Source organism: Streptomyces sp. NPDC006332 (assembly GCF_040612855.1).
Classification (GTDB): Bacteria; Actinomycetota; Actinomycetes; order Streptomycetales; family Streptomycetaceae; genus Streptomyces.
In genome coordinates, this window is the sequence record NZ_JBEXRA010000007.1 from 133,381 (window position 1) to 153,987 (window position 20,607).

The 20,607-nt window shown below is 70.3% G+C and carries 19 protein-coding genes; 3 read left to right on the plus strand and 16 right to left on the minus strand.

The genetic code is table 11. The features are described 5' to 3' along the window. Positions 1-25: 25 nt before the first annotated feature. Genes ABZ027_RS09245 through ABZ027_RS09255 form a run of 3 tightly spaced genes read right to left on the minus strand, consistent with a single transcriptional unit; the run spans position 26 to position 3,953 of the window. Positions 26-1,210, minus strand: a complete 1,185-nt coding sequence (locus ABZ027_RS09245) for an acyltransferase (protein WP_356765980.1) — start codon at positions 1,208-1,210, stop codon at positions 26-28. Continuing rightward, complete coding sequence (locus ABZ027_RS09250; RefSeq protein ID WP_356765982.1) at positions 1,210-3,525, minus strand: bifunctional polysaccharide deacetylase/glycosyltransferase family 2 protein; 2,316 nt, start codon at positions 3,523-3,525, stop codon at positions 1,210-1,212. Before ABZ027_RS09250 ends, ABZ027_RS09245 begins: the two co-directional genes overlap by 1 nt. A 17-nt stretch (positions 3,526-3,542) precedes the next feature. Continuing rightward, positions 3,543-3,953, minus strand: coding sequence for a hypothetical protein (locus ABZ027_RS09255; RefSeq protein WP_356765984.1), 411 nt, complete (start codon positions 3,951-3,953; stop codon positions 3,543-3,545). 307 nt (positions 3,954-4,260) lie between these two features. Between ABZ027_RS09255 and ABZ027_RS09260 the strand changes: the two genes are divergently transcribed. Next, the gene (locus ABZ027_RS09260; RefSeq protein WP_356765986.1) at positions 4,261-5,307 is read left to right on the plus strand and encodes a chitinase; all 1,047 of its coding nucleotides are present in this window, start codon (positions 4,261-4,263) and stop codon (positions 5,305-5,307) included. Positions 5,308-5,332: 25 nt separating this feature from the next. Here ABZ027_RS09260 and ABZ027_RS09265 read toward each other — a convergent pair whose 3' ends face one another. From ABZ027_RS09265 to ABZ027_RS09280, 4 genes are all read right to left on the minus strand, one after another. After that, on the minus strand, positions 5,333-5,782 hold the full coding sequence (locus ABZ027_RS09265) for a hypothetical protein (protein WP_356765988.1): 450 nt from the start codon (positions 5,780-5,782) through the stop codon (positions 5,333-5,335). Positions 5,783-5,799: 17 nt separating this feature from the next. Continuing rightward, the gene (gene mqnC, locus ABZ027_RS09270) at positions 5,800-6,999 is read right to left on the minus strand and encodes a cyclic dehypoxanthinyl futalosine synthase (protein ID WP_356765990.1); all 1,200 of its coding nucleotides are present in this window, start codon (positions 6,997-6,999) and stop codon (positions 5,800-5,802) included. 115 nt (positions 7,000-7,114) lie between these two features. After that, positions 7,115-7,855 (minus strand): A24 family peptidase, encoded by a 741-nt coding sequence (locus ABZ027_RS09275; RefSeq protein WP_356765992.1) that lies wholly within the window; start codon positions 7,853-7,855, stop codon positions 7,115-7,117. A 37-nt stretch (positions 7,856-7,892) separates the two neighbouring features. After that, complete coding sequence (locus tag ABZ027_RS09280) at positions 7,893-8,741, minus strand: menaquinone biosynthesis protein (protein WP_356765994.1); 849 nt, start codon at positions 8,739-8,741, stop codon at positions 7,893-7,895. 288 nt (positions 8,742-9,029) lie between these two features. Here ABZ027_RS09280 and ABZ027_RS09285 point away from each other — a divergent pair, with 288 nt between their 5' ends. Further along, on the plus strand, positions 9,030-9,233 hold the full coding sequence (locus ABZ027_RS09285; protein ID WP_003992177.1) for a cold-shock protein: 204 nt from the start codon (positions 9,030-9,032) through the stop codon (positions 9,231-9,233). 130 nt (positions 9,234-9,363) lie between these two features. On the opposite strand, the gene ABZ027_RS09290 is transcribed toward ABZ027_RS09285, so the two are convergent. Continuing rightward, positions 9,364-11,277, minus strand: coding sequence for an AMP-dependent synthetase/ligase (locus ABZ027_RS09290; protein WP_356765996.1), 1,914 nt, complete (start codon positions 11,275-11,277; stop codon positions 9,364-9,366). A 445-nt stretch (positions 11,278-11,722) separates the two neighbouring features. On the opposite strand from ABZ027_RS09290, the gene ABZ027_RS09295 reads away from it, so the two are divergent. Further along, entirely contained in the window at positions 11,723-12,637 is a 915-nt protein-coding gene (locus ABZ027_RS09295) for a MaoC/PaaZ C-terminal domain-containing protein (protein ID WP_356765998.1), read from the plus strand. Here ABZ027_RS09295 and ABZ027_RS09300 read toward each other — a convergent pair. The 8 genes from ABZ027_RS09300 to ABZ027_RS09335 form a co-directional block, all read right to left on the minus strand. Beyond that, the gene (locus tag ABZ027_RS09300) at positions 12,619-13,281 is read right to left on the minus strand and encodes a TetR/AcrR family transcriptional regulator (RefSeq protein WP_356766000.1); all 663 of its coding nucleotides are present in this window, start codon (positions 13,279-13,281) and stop codon (positions 12,619-12,621) included. The genes ABZ027_RS09295 and ABZ027_RS09300 overlap by 19 nt on opposite strands. A gap of 39 nt (positions 13,282-13,320) precedes the next feature. After that, positions 13,321-13,620 (minus strand): DUF4229 domain-containing protein, encoded by a 300-nt coding sequence (locus tag ABZ027_RS09305; RefSeq protein ID WP_356766002.1) that lies wholly within the window; start codon positions 13,618-13,620, stop codon positions 13,321-13,323. A gap of 108 nt (positions 13,621-13,728) precedes the next feature. Beyond that, on the minus strand, positions 13,729-14,253 hold the full coding sequence (locus ABZ027_RS09310) for a GNAT family N-acetyltransferase (RefSeq protein ID WP_356766004.1): 525 nt from the start codon (positions 14,251-14,253) through the stop codon (positions 13,729-13,731). Positions 14,254-14,311: 58 nt separating this feature from the next. Continuing rightward, a complete protein-coding gene (locus ABZ027_RS09315) occupies positions 14,312-14,950 on the minus strand; it encodes a UdgX family uracil-DNA binding protein (protein ID WP_356766006.1) in 639 nt (212 codons plus the stop codon). A gap of 587 nt (positions 14,951-15,537) precedes the next feature. Further along, on the minus strand, positions 15,538-16,701 hold the full coding sequence (gene mqnE / locus ABZ027_RS09320; protein ID WP_356766008.1) for an aminofutalosine synthase MqnE: 1,164 nt from the start codon (positions 16,699-16,701) through the stop codon (positions 15,538-15,540). An 86-nt stretch (positions 16,702-16,787) separates the two neighbouring features. After that, complete coding sequence (locus ABZ027_RS09325; protein WP_356766010.1) at positions 16,788-17,243, minus strand: Lrp/AsnC family transcriptional regulator; 456 nt, start codon at positions 17,241-17,243, stop codon at positions 16,788-16,790. 66 nt (positions 17,244-17,309) lie between these two features. After that, entirely contained in the window at positions 17,310-17,966 is a 657-nt protein-coding gene (locus ABZ027_RS09330) for a UbiX family flavin prenyltransferase (protein WP_356766012.1), read from the minus strand. Between the two features lie 147 nt (positions 17,967-18,113). After that, positions 18,114-20,585 carry a glycoside hydrolase N-terminal domain-containing protein gene (locus ABZ027_RS09335; protein ID WP_356766014.1) on the minus strand — a complete coding sequence of 824 codons (2,472 nt, stop codon included), beginning with the start codon at positions 20,583-20,585 and terminating at the stop codon, positions 18,114-18,116. Positions 20,586-20,607 lie beyond the last annotated feature (22 nt).

Genomic DNA, 20,607 nt, shown 5'->3' on the forward strand with positions numbered 1-20,607 from the left:
TTGCAGTACGTCACCTCGCGCCCGCTCAGGGGAGGAGCCGTGGTTTCTTCTTCGCGGCCACGTCCTCCACCCACCCGCACAGCAGGACGAACCCCGCGATCAGGACCCAGGCCACGCCGAACATGAACCACTGGCTGTCAAGCGGCAGATACCTCTCGAACGCGGGCACCTCCCAGAACTGGTCGATCAGCGGGACCGCGAGGATCAGCGCGATCTGGTGCCAGAGGTAGATCGTCACGGCCCGGGCGTTGAAGACCGTCACGATCCGGTCCAGGCGGGGCATGGCCGTCAGTCCGGCGAAGTCGATCCGGAACCGGGACTTCGCCCACATCAGGAGCATGACGAAACCGGCCGACCAGAAGGCCTGCGCGAGCGGGATCTCGTCCAGGTCGTAGGTCCCGAACTCGGCCTGGTGGGAGAACGCGTACCAGCCGCCGTAGCCGAGCGCGGCGAGGGACAGCGGGACCACCGCGGCCGGCTTCGTCCGCCGCAGCACGCCGTCACGGTGGGCGAAGCCGAGGATCCAGCAGAACAGGTACGTCGACAGGTCCCACAGCGCGCTGCCGACCCGGTTGTCCGGGCCGGACCAGACGAAGTTCAGGACCAGGACCGGGGCGAGGGACAGGAACAGCACGGGGACGGGCGCGAGTCGGAACACCTTCAGCAGGAGCGGGGACAGGAGCACGAACCAGAGGTACGCCCGCAGGTACCAGAGGATCTCCCAGGCCTGCTCGCCCCACGCGTTGCCCGGGGGGTCGCCTAGCGGGACGACCCAGTAGACGATCTGCCAGCCCGGCATCCAGTCGTGGACCAGCATCGCCACGACCACGAAGACGCCCCAGAACCAGAACGGGGGCAGGAGACGGCGCAGCCGGCTCCTCACCACTTGGAGCGCGGGCCGCTCCAGGGACTTCGCCATCAGGGTGCCGGCCAGGCCGAACATGATCCCCATCGACGGGAAGACCAGTCCGGCCCAGGCCCAGCCGAAGGTGTGATACGTGACGACACGGATCAGGGCGGCGGCTCTGAGGGTGTCGAAGTAGCGGTCGCGGCCGGCGGGCTTCGCCGGCGGCGGAGGCTTCTCCTCCGCCACCCCGACAGCAGCCTCGGCCTCCGTCGCCCCCGCCGGCGGATACGGCTGGTGCGGATACGGCTGGTGCGGATACGACTGCTGGCCGTACCCCTGCGGCTGCTCCTGTCCCCAGCTCATCAGCTCGCCCCCGCCGGAGTGCCGACCTCGCCGGTCCGCTTCAGTTTCTGCCAGCGCAGGCGGCCGCCGGTGAGGGCGGTGATGCTGGAGTGGATGAGGACGAGGTACATCATCTGGCGGTAGGCCAGTTGTTGCAGCGGCATCATCAGCAGGTAGCGGTACTTCTCGCGGTCGAGGCGGAAGGCGTACGCCGCGCACACCAGCTGGACGGCCAGCACCGCGAACCACGCCAGCAGCGCCGCCTGGAAGTCGACGAAGATCATCGAGTAGACGGTGAACACGTCGATGAGCGGGGCGAAGACCGGCGTGACGATCTGGAAGACCACCACCAGCGGCATGCCCACCCGGCCGAAGCGTCCCGAAGGACCCTTGTCCGTGAGGGACTTGCGGTGCTTCCAGAGCGCCTGCATGGTGCCGTAGGACCAGCGGTAGCGCTGCGACCACAGCTGCTTCAGGGAGCCCGGGGCCTCGGTCCAGGCGCGGGCGTGCTCCTCGTAGACGACCCGCCAGCCCTCGCGGTGCATGGCGATGGTGATGTCGGTGTCCTCGGCGAGGGTGTCCTCGCTCATCCCGCCGACCTGGAGCACCGCGTCGCGGCGGAACGCACCGATCGCACCGGGGATGGTCGGCATGCAGCGCAGCAGGTCGTACATACGGCGGTCGAGGTTGAAGCCCATCACGTACTCGATGTGCTGCCAGGCGCCGATGACGGTGTCGCGGTTGCCGACCTTGGCGTTTCCGGCGACCGCGCCGACCTCCGGATCGGCGAACGGCTGCACGAGGTGCCGCACGGTGTCCGGCTCGAAGACCGTGTCGCCGTCCATCATCACGACGATGTCGTAACGGGCGCTGCGTACCCCGTTGTTGAGGGCGGCCGGCTTGCCCGCGTTCTCCTGGCGGATGACCCGGACGTTCGTCATGCCGAGGGACGCGGCCGCGTCGCGCGCGATCTCGGAGGTGCCGTCGGTCGAACCGTCGTCCACGACGATGACCTCGATCGGATGGGTGCTCCGCGCCAGCGACTCGAGGGTGTTGGCGATGCACTCCTTCTCGTTGTACGCCGGGACGATCACGCTCACCGGCCGGGTGACCGTCGGGCCCCAGCTGAACCGGCGTTTGTTGCGCTGTCCGTAGTGCCGGCGGGCGAGGATCAGCATCATGCCGAACCGGCCCATGACGGCCACACCCACGACGATCAGTCCGACCGAGAGCGCCGGGACAGCCAGCTCGGCGACGGCGACGGCCATGACGAGGGCCTTGCCCTCGTAGAGGGTCGCTCCGGTGGCCTCACGGTGTGCGGCCTGGAGCGGGGAGGACGCGGTCGAACTCCGGCCCCCCGTCGGACCGTTCGGCCCGGTCTGCGCACCCGGCGCCCCGGGAGCTCCGACCCCCGCCCCGGCCCCAGCCCCCTCCCGCGCGCTCGCGCGCTGCTGCTGCCGCTGCTCCTCGATGACGCCGCTGATGGTGGTGAAGGTGTACCCCTTCGCCTTCATCTTCTCGATGTACGTCGGCAGCGCCTGGATCGTCTGCGCGCGGTCGCCGCCCGCGTCGTGCATCAGGACCGACGCGCCCGTGGTCCCCTTCGGCGTGGCCCACTGGACGATCTTCGAGACGCCCGGCTTCTTCCAGTCGTCGCTGTCGGTGTCGATGAAGACGCTGGTGTAGCCGTCGGCGCCGAGTTCCTTGTAGACGGGCCAGCTGTAGTTGTCGATGGCGTCTGTCTTGGAGGAGTACGGCGCCCGGAACAACGTGGTCGTGATGCCGGCCGCGCCCGCCAGCGCCAGCTGCGTCTGCTGCATCTCGCGCCGGACCCGGGCATCGCTCTGGTAGGAGAGGTCGACGTGGGTGAAGGTGTGGATGCCCACCTCGTTGCCCTGCTCGACCATGTCGTCCACGATGTCCGGGTAGCGCGAGACCATCGAGCCGACCAGGAAGAACGTGGCGGGGACGTCGTATTTCTCCAGGACCTTCAGGACCTCGGGAGTGTACGTCGGGTTCGGGCCGTCGTCGAAGGTGAGCGCGATCGTCTTCTTCGGGACGGAGACGGTGGCGGCCTGGCCGCCCCGGAAGGAGAGGATCGGCCCGCCGTCGAGGATCGTGTCGGGGACCTCGTCGGAGTCGGCTCCGTCGCGCACCCGCTGGTCGCCGCCGACCTCGGCGCGCAGATAGCCGTCGAGCAGCATGACGCTGGTCAGGGCGAGCAGGAGCAGCAGCGCGAGGATGATCCGTGGTCTCTGCAGTGCCGCAGCTTTGCCTGCCGCCCGTTCCATCCGGGTGGGGGCGCGCCGGCGGCCGCGTGAGGGTGTCGTCGTCATGGGGTGCCTGCGTCCCGTCAGTCGTCGGCCGCGGCGGCGGACGCCGACACGGTCGGGGCGGAGCTGGGCGGGGCGCCGGTGGCGATGCCCGTGGGCGGGGTGCCGGCGGGCCTCGCGGGCGGGGTGCCGATACCGCCCTGCGGCTCGGCGCCACGGGGGCCGGAGTTCTGGAACCCGGCGCGGCCACCGCCGAACGGCACCAGCGAGGACGGGTTGATCGAGGTACCGATGCCCATGAACGCCATGCTGAGCACGACCGCGTACCCGAGGCAGACGACACCGACCAGAAGACCGACCCGGCGCAGCAGCTTGGAGCGGCGCCCGGAGTTGTCGACGAACACGGGCCCCTCGGCGGACTCGGTGCCGCGTTTGCGGCGGCGTCCGCGCCCGGTGGCGGCGCGGTTTTCGATGGCAGGCTCAGAATGCATTCCCCGGATGTTAGGGACCCTTTATTCGGTCTTGACTGGGCATTTCTTGTGAGCCGCCCGTGAGAAAGTCGCCAACCTGTTCCTTTCCTGAGAGTTTCCCAGAAAGCCTGCGCAACTCCGCACGGAGAGAAAGGAGTTGAATGCCCGGATCGCACGCCCGAGGCGCACCTTTTGACCATGTCTGCCCATGAAGTGCCCGTGTGTTTGCTGTTCCCGCGGAGCCCGGTCGGGTGTGAGACATTTCCACTTCGGAAGCGCTCTTCGTTTCCGTCCTGAGACAGAAGCAACGAGAGCGGGTGGATACGCAATGCGGAGTCTCCTGAAGCCGGCGGCCGGGCTCACCTGCCTGTTCGCGCTGACCACCGCGGGATGCTCCGCGGAGTCCGACGGCACCTCGGACGCGGCACCCGACGCCCCATCACAGACGAGCACGGCCCCGACCGCGAGCGCTCCGCCGAGCGAGGAGGCGTCGACGGCCACCGCCTACGCCCCCTACGTCAGCGCGACGGACGCCTCCGACCTCGACTCCACGGGCTCCCCCGAGACGTACAACCTGGCCTTCGTGATCTCCGACGGCAGTGGCTGCACGCCGAAGTGGAACGACGACGACGCCGTCGGCTCCTCCGCGGTGAAGTCCCGGATCGCGCGCCTGAAGGAGGACGGTGCCACCGTGCGGGTCTCCTTCGGCGGGGCCTCCGGCGACGAACTCGCGGCGACCTGCGACAGCGCGGCGAAGCTGGCCGAGGCGTACGGCGAGGCGCTGGACGCGGCCGGCTCCACCCGGGCCGACTTCGACATCGAGGGCGACGAACTGGCCGACGCCGACTCGGTGGACCGTCGCTCGGAGGCGATCGCCCTCCTGCAACGGGACCGCGCCGACCTCGACGTCTCCTTCACGCTGCCGGTGATGCCGTCCGGTCTCGACGCGGACAGCCTGGCGCTGCTGGAGTCGGCCAACGAGCAAGACGTGCAGGTCTCCACCGTCAACCTCATGACGATGAACTACGGCGAGTCGTACGACGGCGACATGGGCGACTACGCGCTCACCTCCGCCAAGGCCTCCCACACCCAGCTGATGAAGGTGTTCGGGCTGGCGTCCGCGGCCGCCTGGCGGGGCATGGCGCTCACGTCGATGATCGGCGTCAACGATGTCGACGGTGAGACCTTCACCCTGGCCGACGCGGCCCAGGTGCGGACGTTCGCCGCCGAGAACGAGATCGCGTGGGTGTCCATGTGGTCGACCTTCCGCGACCAGCAGTGCGCGGAGGGAAAGACCGGGGACGACGACGCCAGGACCAACTGCAGCGGGGTGGAACAGGGTTCGGGCGCGTTCGCGAAGGCGTTCGCGGGCTAGGGCCGGTTGCGCCACCGTCGGTACGTCACCGACGCCTGTGCACCAGCCGTCCCGCGCACACCGTCGCGACGCACGCGCCGGTCTCGTCGAAGACCGCCAGGTCGGCGCGGTCGGCCTTCCTGATCGCCGCCGGGCGGGTGCGCGGGAGTACGACGAGGTCGTTCCGGTCGGCCGCGGCGCGGAGTTCCGGCGAGTCGACGTACTCCTCCAGGACCGTCACCGCACCGGCTTTCAGCACGGCGTGGACGCGTTCGCGTGGCGACGGGGCATCGGGGAGCGGGCCCTCATGAACGCGCGCCGGTCCGAGCACCCCGGGCCAGCGCCGCACCCGAGCGCCCGGAAACCGCTCCCGCACCTCCGCGAGCGTCCCCACGGCGGCGACCCGGGAGCCCTCGACCGCCACGGCACCGTCCTTGACCGGCTCCGTGCCGTCCCAGGTCCACCGGACCTCGTCCGCCGCGTGAATGGTCTCCACCCCGTGCTCGGATCAGCTCAGTTGGAGGAGAGCAGCTTCAGCTCGGGGTGAGCCGTGCCGCCCTCGATCGCCGTGGACGAGATGTGCGACATCACCCGCTCGTCGACCGGGTCGTTCGCCGGGTCGTCGTGGACGACGAGGTGCTCGTACGTCGTCGCCCGCTGGGCCGGGACGCGTCCCGCCTTGCGGATGAGGTCGATGATCTCCATCCGGTTGGAGCGGTGCTTGGCGCCGGCGGAGGAGACGACGTTCTCCTCCAGCATGATCGAACCGAGGTCGTCCGCGCCGTAGTGCAGCGACAGCTGGCCGACCTCCTTGCCGGTGGTCAGCCACGAGCCCTGGATGTGGGCGATGTTGTCCATGAACAGCCGCGCGATGGCGATCATCCGCAGGTACTCGAAGAGCGTGGCCTGGGTGCGGCCCTTCAGGTGGTTGTTCTCGGGCTGGTAGGTGTACGGGATGAAGGCGCGGAAGCCGCCGGTGCGGTCCTGCACGTCCCGGATCATCCGCAGGTGCTCGATGCGCTCCGCGTTGGTCTCACCCGTGCCCATGAGCATGGTGGAGGTGGACTCCACACCCAGCCGGTGCGCGGTCTCCATGATCTCCAGCCAGCGCTCGCCGGACTCCTTGAGCGGGGCGATGGCCTTGCGGGGCCGCTCCGGGAGGAGTTCCGCGCCGGCACCGGCGAAGGAGTCGAGACCGGCCTCGTGGATCCGGGTGATGGCCTCCTCGACCGACACCGCGGAGATCCGGGCCATGTGCTCGACCTCGCTGGCCCCCAGGCTGTGGATGACCAGCTGCGGGAAGGCCTGCTTGATGGCGGAGAAGTGCTTCTCGTAGTACTCGACGCCGTAGTCCGGGTGGTGGCCGCCCTGGAACATGATCTGCGTCCCGCCGAGTTCGACGGTCTCCTGGCACCGGCGCAGGATGTCGTCCAGGTCGCGGGTCCAGCCCTTGGCGGTGTCCTTCGGGGCCGCGTAGAAGGCGCAGAACTTGCACGCCGTGACGCACACGTTGGTGTAGTTGATGTTGCGTTCGATGATGTACGTGGCGATGTGCTCGGTGCCCGCGTACCTGCGGCGGCGTACGGCGTCGGCGGCGGCGCCGAGCGCGTGCAGCGGGGCGTCGCGGTAGAGGTCGAGCGCCTCCTCCGGGGTGATCCGCCCACCCTCGGCGGCACGGTCGAGGACGGACTGGAGGTCGGCCTTCTCGGTCACCGGGCGTCCCTTTCGTCAAGGATTGAGGGGTGCGCGCGAAGCGCGCGTCGGAAAGCAGCAGGAGGCGGGTGGACGGACCGAACCAGCCTACGTCAGGCCCTTCGCGGGGCCGACCTCAGGCCGCGTACGCGCCGATCAGCAGCCCGAGGTAGGCCCCCGCGATCAGGAACGGCCCGAACGGGATCGCCGTCTTGCGCCCCGCGCGCCTCGCGACGACGATGGCACCGCCGTACAGCGCCCCGAGCAGGAACCCGGCGAACGTGCCGAGCAGCACGGTCCCCCAGCCGTACCAGCCCAGCGCGGCGCCCGCCCCGAGCGCCAGCTTCACATCGCCGAAGCCCATGCCGCCGGGGTTGACGAGCCACAGCACGAGGTATCCGGCGCCGAGCGCGAGGGCGCCCAGCGCGGCGGTCGGCCAGTGCCCGGCGTGCTCGGGCACCGCGGTGACCACCCCGAGGAGGGCGAGGGTCGCGGCGGCGAGCGGCAGGGTCAGCACGTCGGGCAGCCGCCGCACCCGCAGGTCGACGAGGGCCAGCAGGACCCACACGGGCACCGACAGCAGCCAGACGACGAGGTCGGGCCGGGTGTCGGTGGCGGCGGCGAGACCCGCGCACAGGAGGGCGGTGACGAGACAGACGACAGGGGTGCTGGGGCCGTACGGGCCTGGCGGGGTGCACCGCCCGCACCGCGCCCGGCCGAGCCACCCGCCGGCCGGCCCGCCGAACGGATGCCCGCCGGGGCACCGCTCCCGCCAGTCCTCCTCCTCCGGAACGGAGAAGCGGTACGCGGCGCGCGGCACCAGCGCTCCGGCGGCCGCACCCCACAGCGCCGCGACGGCGATCAGCAAGCCGGTCATCGGCCGATCATCCCACCGCCACGGCCACCACCCGGGATCAGTGCTCCAGCAGATCGACCTTCACGTCCGCCGGGAAGCCGGTGGTGGGGCCGACTCGGCGGGCGAACTCCGCGACCGCCTCCAGCTGGGGGCCGCCGAAGCGGAAGTCGAGGGTGGTGAAGTACCGCTCCAGGACCTGCTCGTCGAAGGCCTCCCAGCGGGCCGCCTGTTCGGCGACCTTGCCGACCTCCTCAAGGGAGAGGTTGCGGGAGTCGAGGAAGGCCTCGTGGACCTTGCGGGTGATGACGGGCTCGCGCTCCAGGTAGTCGCGGCGGGCCGCCCACACGGCGAAGACGAACGGCAGCCCGGTCCACTCCTTCCACAGCGCGCCCAGGTCGTGCACCTCCAGCCCGAACTTCGGCCCGTCGAGCAGGAGGGCCCGCAGCGCCGCGTCTCCGATGAGCACGGCGGCCTCGGCCTCCTGCATCATCAGGCTGAGGTCGGGCGGGCACGTGTAGTACTCGGGCTCTACGCCGAACCGGTCGGCCAGCAGCAGCTGGGCGAGCCGGACGGAGGTGCGCGAGGTGGAGCCGAGGGCGACCCGGGCGCCGTCCAGCTCGTCCAGCGGAACCTTCGAGACGATCACGCAGGACATCACCGGGCCGTCGCACCCCACGGCGATGTCCGGGAAGGCGACCAGGTCGTCCGCGTTCCTGAGGAACTCGACGAGGGTGATGGGACCGATGTCGAGGTCCCCCCGCACCAACTGCTCGCTGAGCTTCTCCGGGGTGTCCTTGGTCAGCTCGAAGTCGAGCAGCGTGCCGGTTCTCGCGAGGCCCCAGTAGAGGGGAAGGCAGTTGAGGAACTGGATGTGGCCGACGCGCGGCCGGTTGCGAGCAATGTCCACATCGCGAGACTAGACCCACAGGAGTAGGCTCCGGACTCCACCCCCGGGGTCAACCTCCAAACGATCTTCAAACATCCGGGTGACGTGATCTTGGCCTCTATTGCTTTCGGCTGCCCGCGTGCTAGGCTCGCCGCAAGTTGCAGTTTGGTTTCCCTTGCAGTACAGAGCCTGCGGAGCATGTGACCGCGGGCTCCAGTCGTTTTCAGACGTATGCAGTTGTGCGGCATTTTTGTTTTCACACTTGCAGGGTTCTGGAGCAGGGCAACCCTTTGGGCCCAAGGAGGGCTTATGGCTACCGGAACCGTGAAGTGGTTCAACGCCGAAAAGGGCTTTGGATTCATCGCCCAGGAAGGCGGCGGCCCCGACGTCTTCGTCCACTACTCCGCGATCAACGCGAGCGGTTTCCGTTCGCTGGAGGAGAACCAGCAGGTTTCCTTCGACGTCACGCAGGGCCCGAAGGGCCCGCAGGCGGAGAACGTCACCCCTGTCTGAGTTCATGAGCCCAAAGCTCTGATCCGGAACCGACAGCAGTACCCAAGGAGCCCCGCGCCGCAAGGCGACGGGGCTCCTGCCCTTTGGTGGACCAACCGGCCCCCGGCGGGTGCCGGGAGCGCGCCCCGGCTCACCGCTCGTAGAGCCCCTCCACCTCCTGCGCGAAATCCTTCAGCACCGTCTCCCGCCGCAGTTTCATCGACGGCGTCAGATGGCCGGACTCCTCGGAGAAGTCGGTGGGCAGGATCGTGAACCGGCGGATGGACTCCGGGCGGGAGACGAGCTTGTTGGCCTCGTCGACCGCCCGCTGGAGGATCTGGCGCAGTTCGTCGTCGGTGACCAGGAGCTGCGCCGGGACCGGGTGCTTGCCGTTCATCCGGCGCCAGTGGGAGACACCGGCCATGTCCAGGGTGATCAGCGCGGAGATGTAGGGGCGGCGGTCGCCCAGGACGATGCACTGGGAGATCAGGGGGTGGGAGCGCAGCCAGTTCTCCAGCGGGGCGGGGGCCACGTTCTTGCCGCCCGCGGTGATCAGGATCTCCTTCTTGCGGCCGGTGATCGTGAGGTACCCCTCGTCGTCGAGACGGCCGATGTCGCCGGTGGGGAACCAGCCGTCGGTGGACGCGGGGATCACTCCGCCGCCGTGCGGGTCCCAGTAGCCGCGGAACACGTGCTCCCCGCTGAGCAGGATCTCGCCGTCCGCCGCGATCCGGACTTTGGTGCCGGGCAGCGGCCAGCCGACCGTGTCCAGGCGGGGCTTGAGCGGCGGGGTGACCGTGGCCGCGCCGGTCGACTCGGTCAGGCCGTAGCCCTCGATGATCTCCATGCCCGCGCCCGCGTAGAACGCGGCGAGCCGGCGGCCGAGTGGTGAGCCGCCGCTGATGATGTGGCGGACCCTGCCGCCCATGGCGTTGCGGATCCGGCGGTAGATGAGCGAGTCGTAGAAGGTGCGGGAGGCCTTCAGGGCGGTGCTCGGCCCGGAGCCGGTGCCGGCCAGGCGGGCCTCCATCGCCTCGCCGTAGCGGACGGCGACGTTCACCGCGCGGTCGAAGGCGGTCGCCTTGCCGCCGGTCTCCGCCTTGGCCCGGGCGCTGTTGAAGACCTTCTCCAGCATGTACGGGATACACAGCAGGAACGTCGGTCTGAAGGCGCCGAGCTCGGCCACCAGGTCCTCCGCGTTCAGGCTCGGCGCGTGCCCCAGCCGTACCCGGGCCCGGACGCACGCGATCGCCACCATGCGGCCGAAGACGTGGGACATGGGGAGGAAGAGGAGGGTGGCCAGTTCCTCGGAGGACGTCGACCGGAAGACGGGGTGGAGCAGTTCGATCGCGTTGTCGACCTCGGCGAGGAAGTTGCCGTGCGTCAGCACACAGCCCTTGGGGCGGCCGGTCGTGCCGGAGGTGTAGACGACGGTGGCGAGGGTGCCCGGGCCCAGCATCCCCCGCCGTACGGTGACTTCCTGGTCGGGGACCGGCCCGCCGAGCTCCGCCACCCGCTCCAGGTGCCCCTTCTCGATGACCCACATGTGACTCAGGTCGGGCAGCCGGTTGAGCTCCGGGCCCAGCGCCGCCGCCTGGGACGCGTGCTCCGTCACCAGGGCCACCGCACCGGAGTCCTGGAGGATCCAGCGGGTCTGGAAGACGGAGGAGGTGGGGTAGATCGGCACGGTGACCAGACCGGCGGCCCACGCGGCGAAGTCGAGGAGCGTCCACTCGTAGATCGTCCGGGCCATGACGGCGATCCGGTCGCCGGGCATCAGCCCCTCCGCGATCATGCCCTTCGCCAACGCCAGTACCTGCTCGGCGAACTGGGCGGCCGTCACATGCTCCCAGCTCCCGTCCCCCGTGCGGCGGCTGAGCACCCGGTGCTCGGGAGCCGCGTCGGCGTTGTCGAAGGGCAGGTCCGCCAGGGAGCCGTGGGTGACCGGCGGGGCGATCGCCGGCACGGACACCTCCCGGACCTCACCGTCCAGTCGCCGGATCTCCGGTGCGACCAGAACGGGCGCGCCGTCGTAGTCGTGGCCGGACAGGTAGGAGAGGGACATGGGGCAGCTCCTGAGGCGTGCAGCTCGGTTCCACTCTGCTGCAAGTGGTACGTGCGGTACGTACCGGGACGTTCACCGGCTGTTGCGACTTAGTGGTCCTTGTATACGGTGCGCACCCGATGAGGTCATCACGCAGCGACCCCTTGGTGGCAGTGCCGGGTTACCGGGGGTTAGGCGGTGATCGTACGGGGCTCTCGTGGAAGGTTGGTGCGGGTTCGGGGGTGTTTCAGAGCCGGGCATGTGCAACCTCGGAGGTTACGTGCGGAAGATTCGCGTCCGCCCTGGTCAGGACGGTCGCCGGGCGCGCACCTGGATCACCGTGACGCCGGCTGCCCCGACGGGCTCATATCGACCCGTTCCGCACCTTTGACTTAGGCTTACCGGAAGTAACCTTACTCCGGAGTAAGAAGGCGGGTAAGGGCAGTGACCGCAGCTGGGAGATGACATGGTCGACCGCCACCTGACCGTCCTGACCGGCTCCCCCTCCCTGGCGCCCCTGCTCGCCCGTGGCGCCCTGCTGTCCCCGTTCAAACGGCCCCGCCCGGACGCGGGCTTCCCCCGCACCCGGCTGGCGCTGCCCGGTCTGCGCGTGGACCTGGCGCGGCTGGCCGCCTACGAGCGGGTGTGCGGGTTCCCGACCGGGGACGACGCGCTGCCGCCGACGTATCCGCACGTCCTGGGCTTCCCGCTGGCCATGCGGTTGATGAGCGGCCGGGACTTCCCGCTGCCGCTGCTCGGGCTCGTCCACACGTCCGTCGAGATCACCCAGCGGCGGGCGATGACCGCGACCGGGGAGTACCGGATCACGGTGTACGTCGACGAGGTGGTCCCGCACCGGCGGGGCACCGAGGCCGCGGTGGTGACCGAGGTACGGGTGGCGGACGTGGGGCGGACGGGGGGCGTCGGAGCGGCGGGAGACGAGGTGGTGTGGGAGTCGCGGAGTACGTATCTGGCCCGGCACCGCACGGACGTCCTGCCGGAATCCACGGCATCCGTGGCCGCTGTGACCTCCATAGCCGAACAGCGGGCCCCCCTGCCCACCATCGCCGAGTGGCAGCTCGCCGGGGACGTGGGGCGGCGGTACGGCGCGGTCTCCGGGGACCGCAACCCGATCCACCTGTACCCGCTCACCGCCCGGCTGTTCGGCTTCCGCGGGGCCATCGCGCACGGCATGTGGACGGTGGCCCGCTGTCTGGCCGCGCACGGCACCCCGGCCGCAGCCGTGATGCGGGCCGACTTCCGGGCGCCGGTGCCACTGCCGGGGACGGTCACGTACGCGGCCGGGGACGGGCTCTTCGAACTGCGCGGCGCGGACGGCCGTACCCATGTGACCGGTGGCGTCTACCCGCTGGTCTCGTGAGCGGAGTCGGGCGGTGACCAGGGGCGCCCTTCCATCAGGTCGCCCAGGCCGGCCCACGCGAAGTTCATCAGGGTCGCCGCGGCCTGCCGGGCGGTGACACCGTCCGTCGCGTTGGCCCAGTCGGCCAGCGACTCGGCGGCTCCGACCAGGGACTCGGCCAGACCGGCGACCTCCCGCTCCGGCAGATCGGGGTCGCGGTGGGCGGACCGGGCCGCGACGACGATCAACTGGGTCACGAACGCGACCAGTTCCGCCCGCATCGCGGTGACCTCGGCGGCGAACGGCTCGCCGTGGGTGCGGGCCTGGAGGTGCAGGACCGACCAGCCGTCCGGGTTCTGCGCGGTGTGCCCGAAGAACGCCCGCAGCCCGTCCCAGAGTTGACGGTCGGCCGGCAGACCGGGCCCGACCGCGGCCCGCACCGCCTCGGTGAGCGCCCGCGCCTCACGCCGGATGCAGGCGGTGAAGAGGTCTTCCTTCGAGTTCAGGTACAGGTACACCAACGGCTTGGACACGCCCGCCAGTTCGGCGATCTCGTCCATCGAGGCGGCCATGTACCCGCGCTGCCCGAAGGTCCGTACGGCGGCGTCCAGCATCTGCTGCTCACGGACCGCCCGCGGCATCCGCTTGCTCTTCACGGCACCCATGCGCACAGAGTAGTTGGGTGCCGACCACTCGCAGTCAGGTCAGGAAGTCTGGCTCTGGGCCCGCGCCGTGTCGTCGACGGTGTCCTCCTGGCTGCGGTTCGCCTCCAGGTTGGCCTTCACACGGTCCACCTTCCGCACGACCTGGATCGAGGCGCGGTCGCGTTCCTTGCGGAGCACCACGAAGCTGATCGGGGCGGAGATCACCAGGGCCAACAGGATGACCCACATGCCGTTGGAGGCGCCGAGGCCACGCGGGGCGGCACCGGAGTAGACGAGGCCCCAGACGACCACGAGGCAGCCCACGAAGATCCCGAGGCGCATCAGCGTGTAGCGGAGCATCTCAATCCACTCTTCCGATTCCAAAAAGGGGCACTGCCCAGTGAAGCACGCCCACGTTCGGATCTACGAGGGGGGTGGACCGGGTCCGGTCGGGTCAGGTCAGGCCGGTCAGTGCAGCGGAAGCAGCATGATCACGTCGTCGCGGTCGTCGCCGGGGGCGACGCGAATCGCGTCGGGGATCCGGCCGACCTCCTTGTAGCCGCAGGACTCGTAGAACCGCTCAAGGCCGAGACCGCCGCGGCAGGTGAGCCGGATCGCCTCGATGCCGTCGAGGGTGCGGGCCGCGTCCGCGGCGGCGGCCAGCAGGTCCCGGCCGTACCCCTTGCCCTGGTGCCGGGGGTGGACCATGACCGTGTAGAGCCACAGCCAGTGCGTCATCAGCCGGTGCGTGTTGAAGGTGAGGAAGGAGGCCGCGGCGACCTGCCCCTCCTCGTCGTACCCGACGAGCAGCCGGGTGCATCCCTCGGCCATCCCGACGAAGTGCTTCACCAGTTCGGGCCTGATCGTCTCCCGGCTCACCGGTGCCACGAAACCGACGGCACCGCCCGCGTTGGTGACGTCCGTCCACAGGTCGAGGAGGCCGTCGCGCAGGGCGGGGGTGACGGCCGGGTCGAGGGTGAAGGTAAGGGGCATGAGGGGAGAGTAGTTATTACGCGAGGGTCTCCTCAAGGGCGTATCGACGTCGCGTACGTCACCCCAGCGCCTGCGCCGCCACCGTCAGGTCGGCGACCAGTCCCCGGTACGCGGCCTCCCGGTCGTCCGACCGCAGCACCGACGACGGGTGCACGGTCGGCACCAGCCGCTCCGGGCGACCGTGGAGCTCCTCCTCCAGAACGGTCCCGCGCACCTGTGTGACCCGGAACGACGACCCCAACAGGGCCTTGCCTGCGGTGGCTCCCAGCACCACGATCAGCTCCGGTTCGACGAGAGCCAGCTCGGCGGCTAGCCACGGGGCGCACGCCGTCATCTCCCGCAGCGTCGGCGCGCGGTGTATCCGGCGCTTGCGCGGCTCCGCCTGGGTGAACTTGAAGTGCTTGACGGCGTTGGTGACGTAGGTGTCCGCGGGCTCGATGCCCGCCTCTTCCAGGGCGCGGTCCAGGAGCTTGCCGGCGGGGCCGACGAAGGGTTTGCCCTGGCGGTCCTCCTGGTCACCGGGCTGCTCGCCCACGAGCATGACGCGGGCGTCCGCCTTTCCGGCACCGAACACGGTCTGGGTGGCGTCCCGGTGCAGAGGGCAGCCCCGGCAGTCCGCGGCGGCGCGGCGCAGGGCCGTGAGACCGCCGCGGTCCGGCACGAAGGGCTCCGCCGTGTATGCGTCCTCGGGAGGCATGCGGGCCGAGTACCCGCCGGGTGGGTTCGGACCCATGCCGGGTGCGGGTGTGTGGGGGCCGGTCGCGCAGATCCCCGCGCCCCTAGGTGGGCATACACGGCTCAGCTTGCAGGGGACCTCAGAAACGGCCTCAGACCCGTGGGGCCCATGCCGGGTGCGGGTGAGTGGGGGCCGGCCGCGCAGTTCCCCGCGCCCCTAGGTGGGCATACACGGCTCAGTTTGCAGGGGACCTCAGAAACGGCCTCAGACCCGTGGGGCCCATGCCGGGTGCGGGTGAGTGGGGGCCGGTCGCGCAGTTCCCCGCGCCCCTAGGTGGGCATACTCGGCTCAGCTTGCAGGGGACCTCAGATGCCCGTCCCAGGGGCGCGGGGAACTGCGCGAACAGCCACCCACGCGCCCGCGGACGAGACCGGACTCAGACCCGTGGGGCCCATGCCGGGTGCGGGTGAGTGGGGGCCGGCCGCGCAGTTCCCCGCGCCCCTAGGTGGGCATGCTCGGCTCAGCTTGCAGGGGACCTCAGACGTCCGTCCCAGGGGCGCGGGGAACTGCGCGAACAGCCACCCACGCGCCCGCGGGCGGGAACGGGCTCAGACTCGCATCGGCTGCGGTGCCTCCCGACGGGCCGGGTCGGGGCCCTCGTACTCGCGGAGGATCTCGTATCGCGTGTTCCGCTCGACGGGGCGGAAGCCCGCGTCGCGGATGAGGTCGAGGAGGTCCTCGCGGGTGAGCTTGTTCGGGGTGCCGTAGTTGTCGGCGTCGTGGGTGATCTTGTACTCGACGACCGAGCCGTCCATGTCGTCGGCGCCGTGCTGGAGGGCCAGCTGGGCCGTCTGGACGCCGTGCATCACCCAGAAGACCTTGACGTGCGGGATGTTGTCGAACAACAGCCGGGACACGGCGAAGGTCTTGAGGGCCTCCGCGCCGGTCGCCATCTGGGTCCGCGCCTGGAGCCGGTTGCGGACCTTGCCGTCCTTCATGTCCACGAAGTCGTGCTGGTAGCGGAGGGGGATGAAGACCTGGAAACCGTTCGTCTCGTCCTGGAGTTCACGCAGCCGCAGCACGTGGTCCACCCGGTGGCGGGGCTCCTCGATGTGGCCGTAGAGCATGGTGCACGGGGTCTTCAGCCCCTTCTCGTGCGCCAGCCGGTGGATGCGCGACCAGTCCTCCCAGTGGGTGTCGTGGTCGACGATGTGCTGGCGGACCTCCCAGTCGAAGATCTCGGCGCCGCCGCCGGTCAACGACTCCAGACCGGCGTCGATGAGCTCGTCGAGGATCTCACTCGCGCCGAGCCCGGAGATGGTCTCGAAGTGGTGGATCTCGGTGGCCGTGAAGGCCTTGAGGGAGACGTTCGGCAGCGCCTTCTTCAGCTCGCTCAGCGACCGCGGGTAGTAGCGCCACGGCAGGCTCGGGTGCAGCCCGTTGACGATGTGCAGCTCGGTGAGGTTCTCGCCCTCCATCGCCTGCGCGAGCTTCACCGCCTCCTCGATGCGCATCGTGTACGCGTCCTTCTCGCCCGGCTTGCGCTGGAAGGAGCAGTAGGCACAGGACGCGGTGCACACGTTGGTCATGTTGAGGTGACGGTTGACGTTGAAGTGGACGACGTCACCGTTCTTACGCGTCCGCACCTCGTGCGCGAGTCCCCCGAGCCAGGCCAGGTCGTCCGACTCGTACAGCGCGATGCCGTCCTCACGGGTCAGCCGCTCACCGGCCCTTACCTTCTCCTCCAGCTCGCGCTTGAGCCCGAGATCCATGCCCACAACCTTTCCAAGACGAATCCGACAACCGTACGCCCCCGCCCCTCGGGCGGGATCCGGCCCCGGACGACACCGAACGCTGCCTACTCCTCCTCGGGCAGCTCCCCGACCCTGTTCTCCCACTTCGTGGAGAGCACGACCGTGGTGCGGGTCCGGGACACGCCCTTGGTCCCCGACAGCCGGCGGATGATCTTCTCCAGTCCGTCCACGTCCGTCGCCCGCACCTTGAGCATGAACGAGTCGTCGCCCGCGATGAACCAGCAGTCCTCGATCTCGCCGAGGTCCTTCAGCCGGGCGGCCACGTCCTCGTGGTCGGCGGCGTCGGAGAGCGAGATGCCGATCAGCGCGATGACGCCCAGCCCGAGCGAGGCGGAGTCGACGGTGGCGCGGTAACCGGTGATGACACCGGCCGCCTCCAGCCGGTTGATGCGGTCGGTGACGCTGGGTCCCGACAGGCCGACGAGGCGCCCCAGCTCCGCGTAGGAGGCCCGGCCGTTCTCTCTCAGGGCCTGGATGAGCTGCCTGTCCACGGCGTCCATGCGATCGAAGCCTTCCGCTGAAAGTTCTTGGGTGATGTCAGGTACTGCGACTTGCTCAGACGGCGCTCAGGTCGCACGGGTTGCGCCACCCCCGCCGAGTTCGCCCTTCCAGCGGCGGTAGAGGCGGTGCTTGACGCCCGCCGCGTCGAGGACCCGCCCGGCGACGAAGTCCACCAGGTCCTGGATGTGGGTGGCGCCCGCGTAGAAGCCCGGCGAGGCGGGCACCACGCTCGCGCCGGCGTCGTCCAGGGCGACCAGGTGCCGCAGTGTCTGCCCACCCAGGGGAGCCTCCCGTACGGCCACGACCAGTGGGCGGCGCTCCTTCAGGGTCACGCTCGCGGCCCGCTGGAGCAGGTCCTTGGACAACCCCAGCGCGACACCCGCGACACACGCCGTCGACGCGGGCACGATCAGCATCCCCTTCGAGGGGTACGACCCCGAGGACGGCCCGGCCGCCAGGTCCCCGGCACTCCAGTACCGCACCCCGTCGATGTCCGCCCGGAAGCTGTCGGGCTTGCCGTCGGCCCCCCGGGCCAGCCATTCCCGCAGGTCGTCCTGCCAGTGCGCGTCCCGGAAGGCGATACCGGTCTCGTCGAGCAGGGTGAGCCGCGAGGCCCGGCTGACGACCAGGTCGACGCACTCCCCCGCGTCCAGCAACGCGCGCAGGACCGCGGCGGCATACGGCGTACCGGACGCCCCGGAGACCCCCACGATCCAAGGCACGCGCTGCGTTTCTCCTGCGTTCACACCCCGAGCGTACCGGCGTGCGCTGACGTACTCAGGACCGGCCGGTCAGGTTCGAGAGGATGCGCCCCTCGGCGCCCCGGCGCGGCCCGCACAGGCCACCGGCGCGGGTACGTCCGGGGTGCGTCAGACCGCCGGCAAGGAGAGCGCGATCCGGGTGGGTTCCCCGGCGGGGAACGAGACGTTCCGGGCGTGCGGGCCCAGTGTGGAGGGGCGGACCTGTGCGGTGGTGGTGACGGCCGTGATGCCGCGGCGGCTGATCAGCGTGATGTCCTGGGTCCGGTCCGAGGTGACGGTCACCGTCGTGAGGCCGTCCGACAGGTCCCAGTCCAGGCTGTGCACGCGGATTCCGCCCCGGCCCCGCAGGCCGGTGATCGTGCCCTTGTCCCACTGCTCGGGCAGTGCGGGAAGGAGTTCCACCACGCCCGGCCTGGTGTGCAGCAGAGCCTCGGCCAGGACGGCGGGCAGGGCGTTCGCCGCGTCCGCGTTGTAGATGTGCCGTCCGGGATTGTGGGAGGTCATCAGCGACCGGAAGAGCATGTCACTGCCGATGATCTTCCGGAGGTTGTCGTACACCCCGGCGCCGCTCTTGAGGCGGGCGGCGGCCAGGGCGCGATGGAGGCTGCCGTGTGCGGAGAGGTTCTGGTCGCCGCGCAGTTCGAGCGCCTTGAGTGCCGGTGGCACGAGGTCGGGACGGTCCTCCGGGGTGACCTCGTGCAGGGGCCAGACCGCGTACAGGTGCTGGATGTGACGGTGGTCGTAGTGGTCGCTCAGGCCGGGCCAGGACCATTCGGCGAGCGCGCCGTCCTCGTTGATCCGGTAGTCGGGGATCCTGTCGAGCAGTGCCGTCCAGCGTTCGACGCCCTCACCGCTGCCCTGTTCGACGCCGAGGACGCCCGCGGCGTCGACGGCGGCCCGGAGGGCGTGCCGGCCGGCCGCGATGTCGCCGGTGGCGTTGACGGACAGGGGCTCGCCCGTGCTGCCCGGGGCGTTCTCCATGGAGAAGGACGGCACGAAGACCGCCTTGCCGTGGGTGTCCCTGCGGGTGAGGAAGTCCTCGTAGAACAGGGCCAGTTCCATCAACGCGGGGCCGAGCCTGTCCCGCAGGAACACCTGGTCGCCGGTGACCTCGTAGTACTCCAGGAGCGGGAGGAGCAGCCAGTCGGCGCCCCCGGTCCAGCAGTGGCCGGGGAAGTCGCCGCCGTTGAAGTGCAGCATGTGGCCGTACTCGCCGTCGGTACGGGAGGGAGCGAGGAAGCCGCGGGCGCCGTAGAGGTTCCTGGCGTTGGTGCGCCAGTGGTCCAGTTGACCGAGGATCAGGTCGAAGTAGCCCTCCATGGCCTCGGTGAGGTCGAGGATGTTGCCGCCGGCGACCTGGAGGTTGACGTTGGCGTCGGTGGTGAAGTCACCGGCCCAGGCGGCGGTCCACGCGCCCGTCCAGATACCGGTCAGGCGGGGCGGCAGGATGCCGCTGGAACTGAGGAAGAGGTAACGGCCGCAGTCGTAGAGCCGCTCCAGGAGCGCGGGGTCGATGACGCCGCGGTCGGCGTTCTGACGGGCGATCAGCTCGGTGGTGGACAGTCGGCGGTCGGCCTCGGGGACGTGCAGGTCGAGGCGGGAGCGGTCGTACAGCTCCGAGTGGATCTTCGTGTGCCGGGCGAGCAGGACCCCGTAGTCGGCTTCCAGGGTGGCCAGGCCCACGTGCAGGGGCCTGGCGTCCCAGGCGGTCGGCGTCTCGTACCTGTCCAGTCGGGTCAGGAGGGTGAGCCTGGCCGCCCCTTGGACGACGAGGGTCGAGCCGTGGACGGCGAGGGTGCCGCCGGTCGGCACGACGCGGGTGACGCCCTCGTAGCCGTGGGCGCCCAGTCCCTCGGGGTAGGTGCCGCGCAGGTTCAGCCACCCGGAGCCCTCACCGGCGTCGGCCAGGGTGGTGAACGTCATGCGGGTGTGCAGGCTGTCGCCCTCGCCGTGGTCGGTCGCGGTGTCGTCGAGCGCGGTGTGCACGCCCAGGGTGACGTCGACGGTACGGCCCGGGGCCGGCAGCAGTTCGTGGACGACGACCCGGTCGGCGCGCGAGACGAAGACCCGCCGGGACCAGGCGCCGTGCCCGTCCGTCCAGGCGGAGGTGACCTCACCCGTGCGGAAGTCGGTGACCCGTGTGTACCGGTCGTACCCCTGGTACCGGTCGTTGCGGTCGTTCCGGTCGGCGGCGGGGTCCTGCGTGGTGGCGATCCGCAGCTCGTAGGCGGGGTGGTACGTCTGGGTCCAGCGCAGCTCCCACCCGGCGGCGAAGTCCCGGCTCGCTCCGGCGTGGTCACCGGCCAGCGCCTTGTCCCGCACCGCTTCCAGCCGGTCGGCGAGCACCGGAGGGGTGAGGTCGCGGGTGCCGTTCGGCAGGACGAGGCGGTGGTGGTCGAGGACGATCTTCTCCAGCGCCGGGTCCCCGTACACCACCGCCCCGTACTCGCCGTTGCCGGTGAGAAAGCCGTCGGTCCACGCATCGGCGGGAGCAGTGTCATGGATCCCGCGGTCGGGCGGCGCGACCAGGGCCGTCGTGGGGGAGGTCGGGTCGCCCGCCGGGGGGTGTGGGGAGTGCATCGCTTTCCTGTCCTTGGTGAGA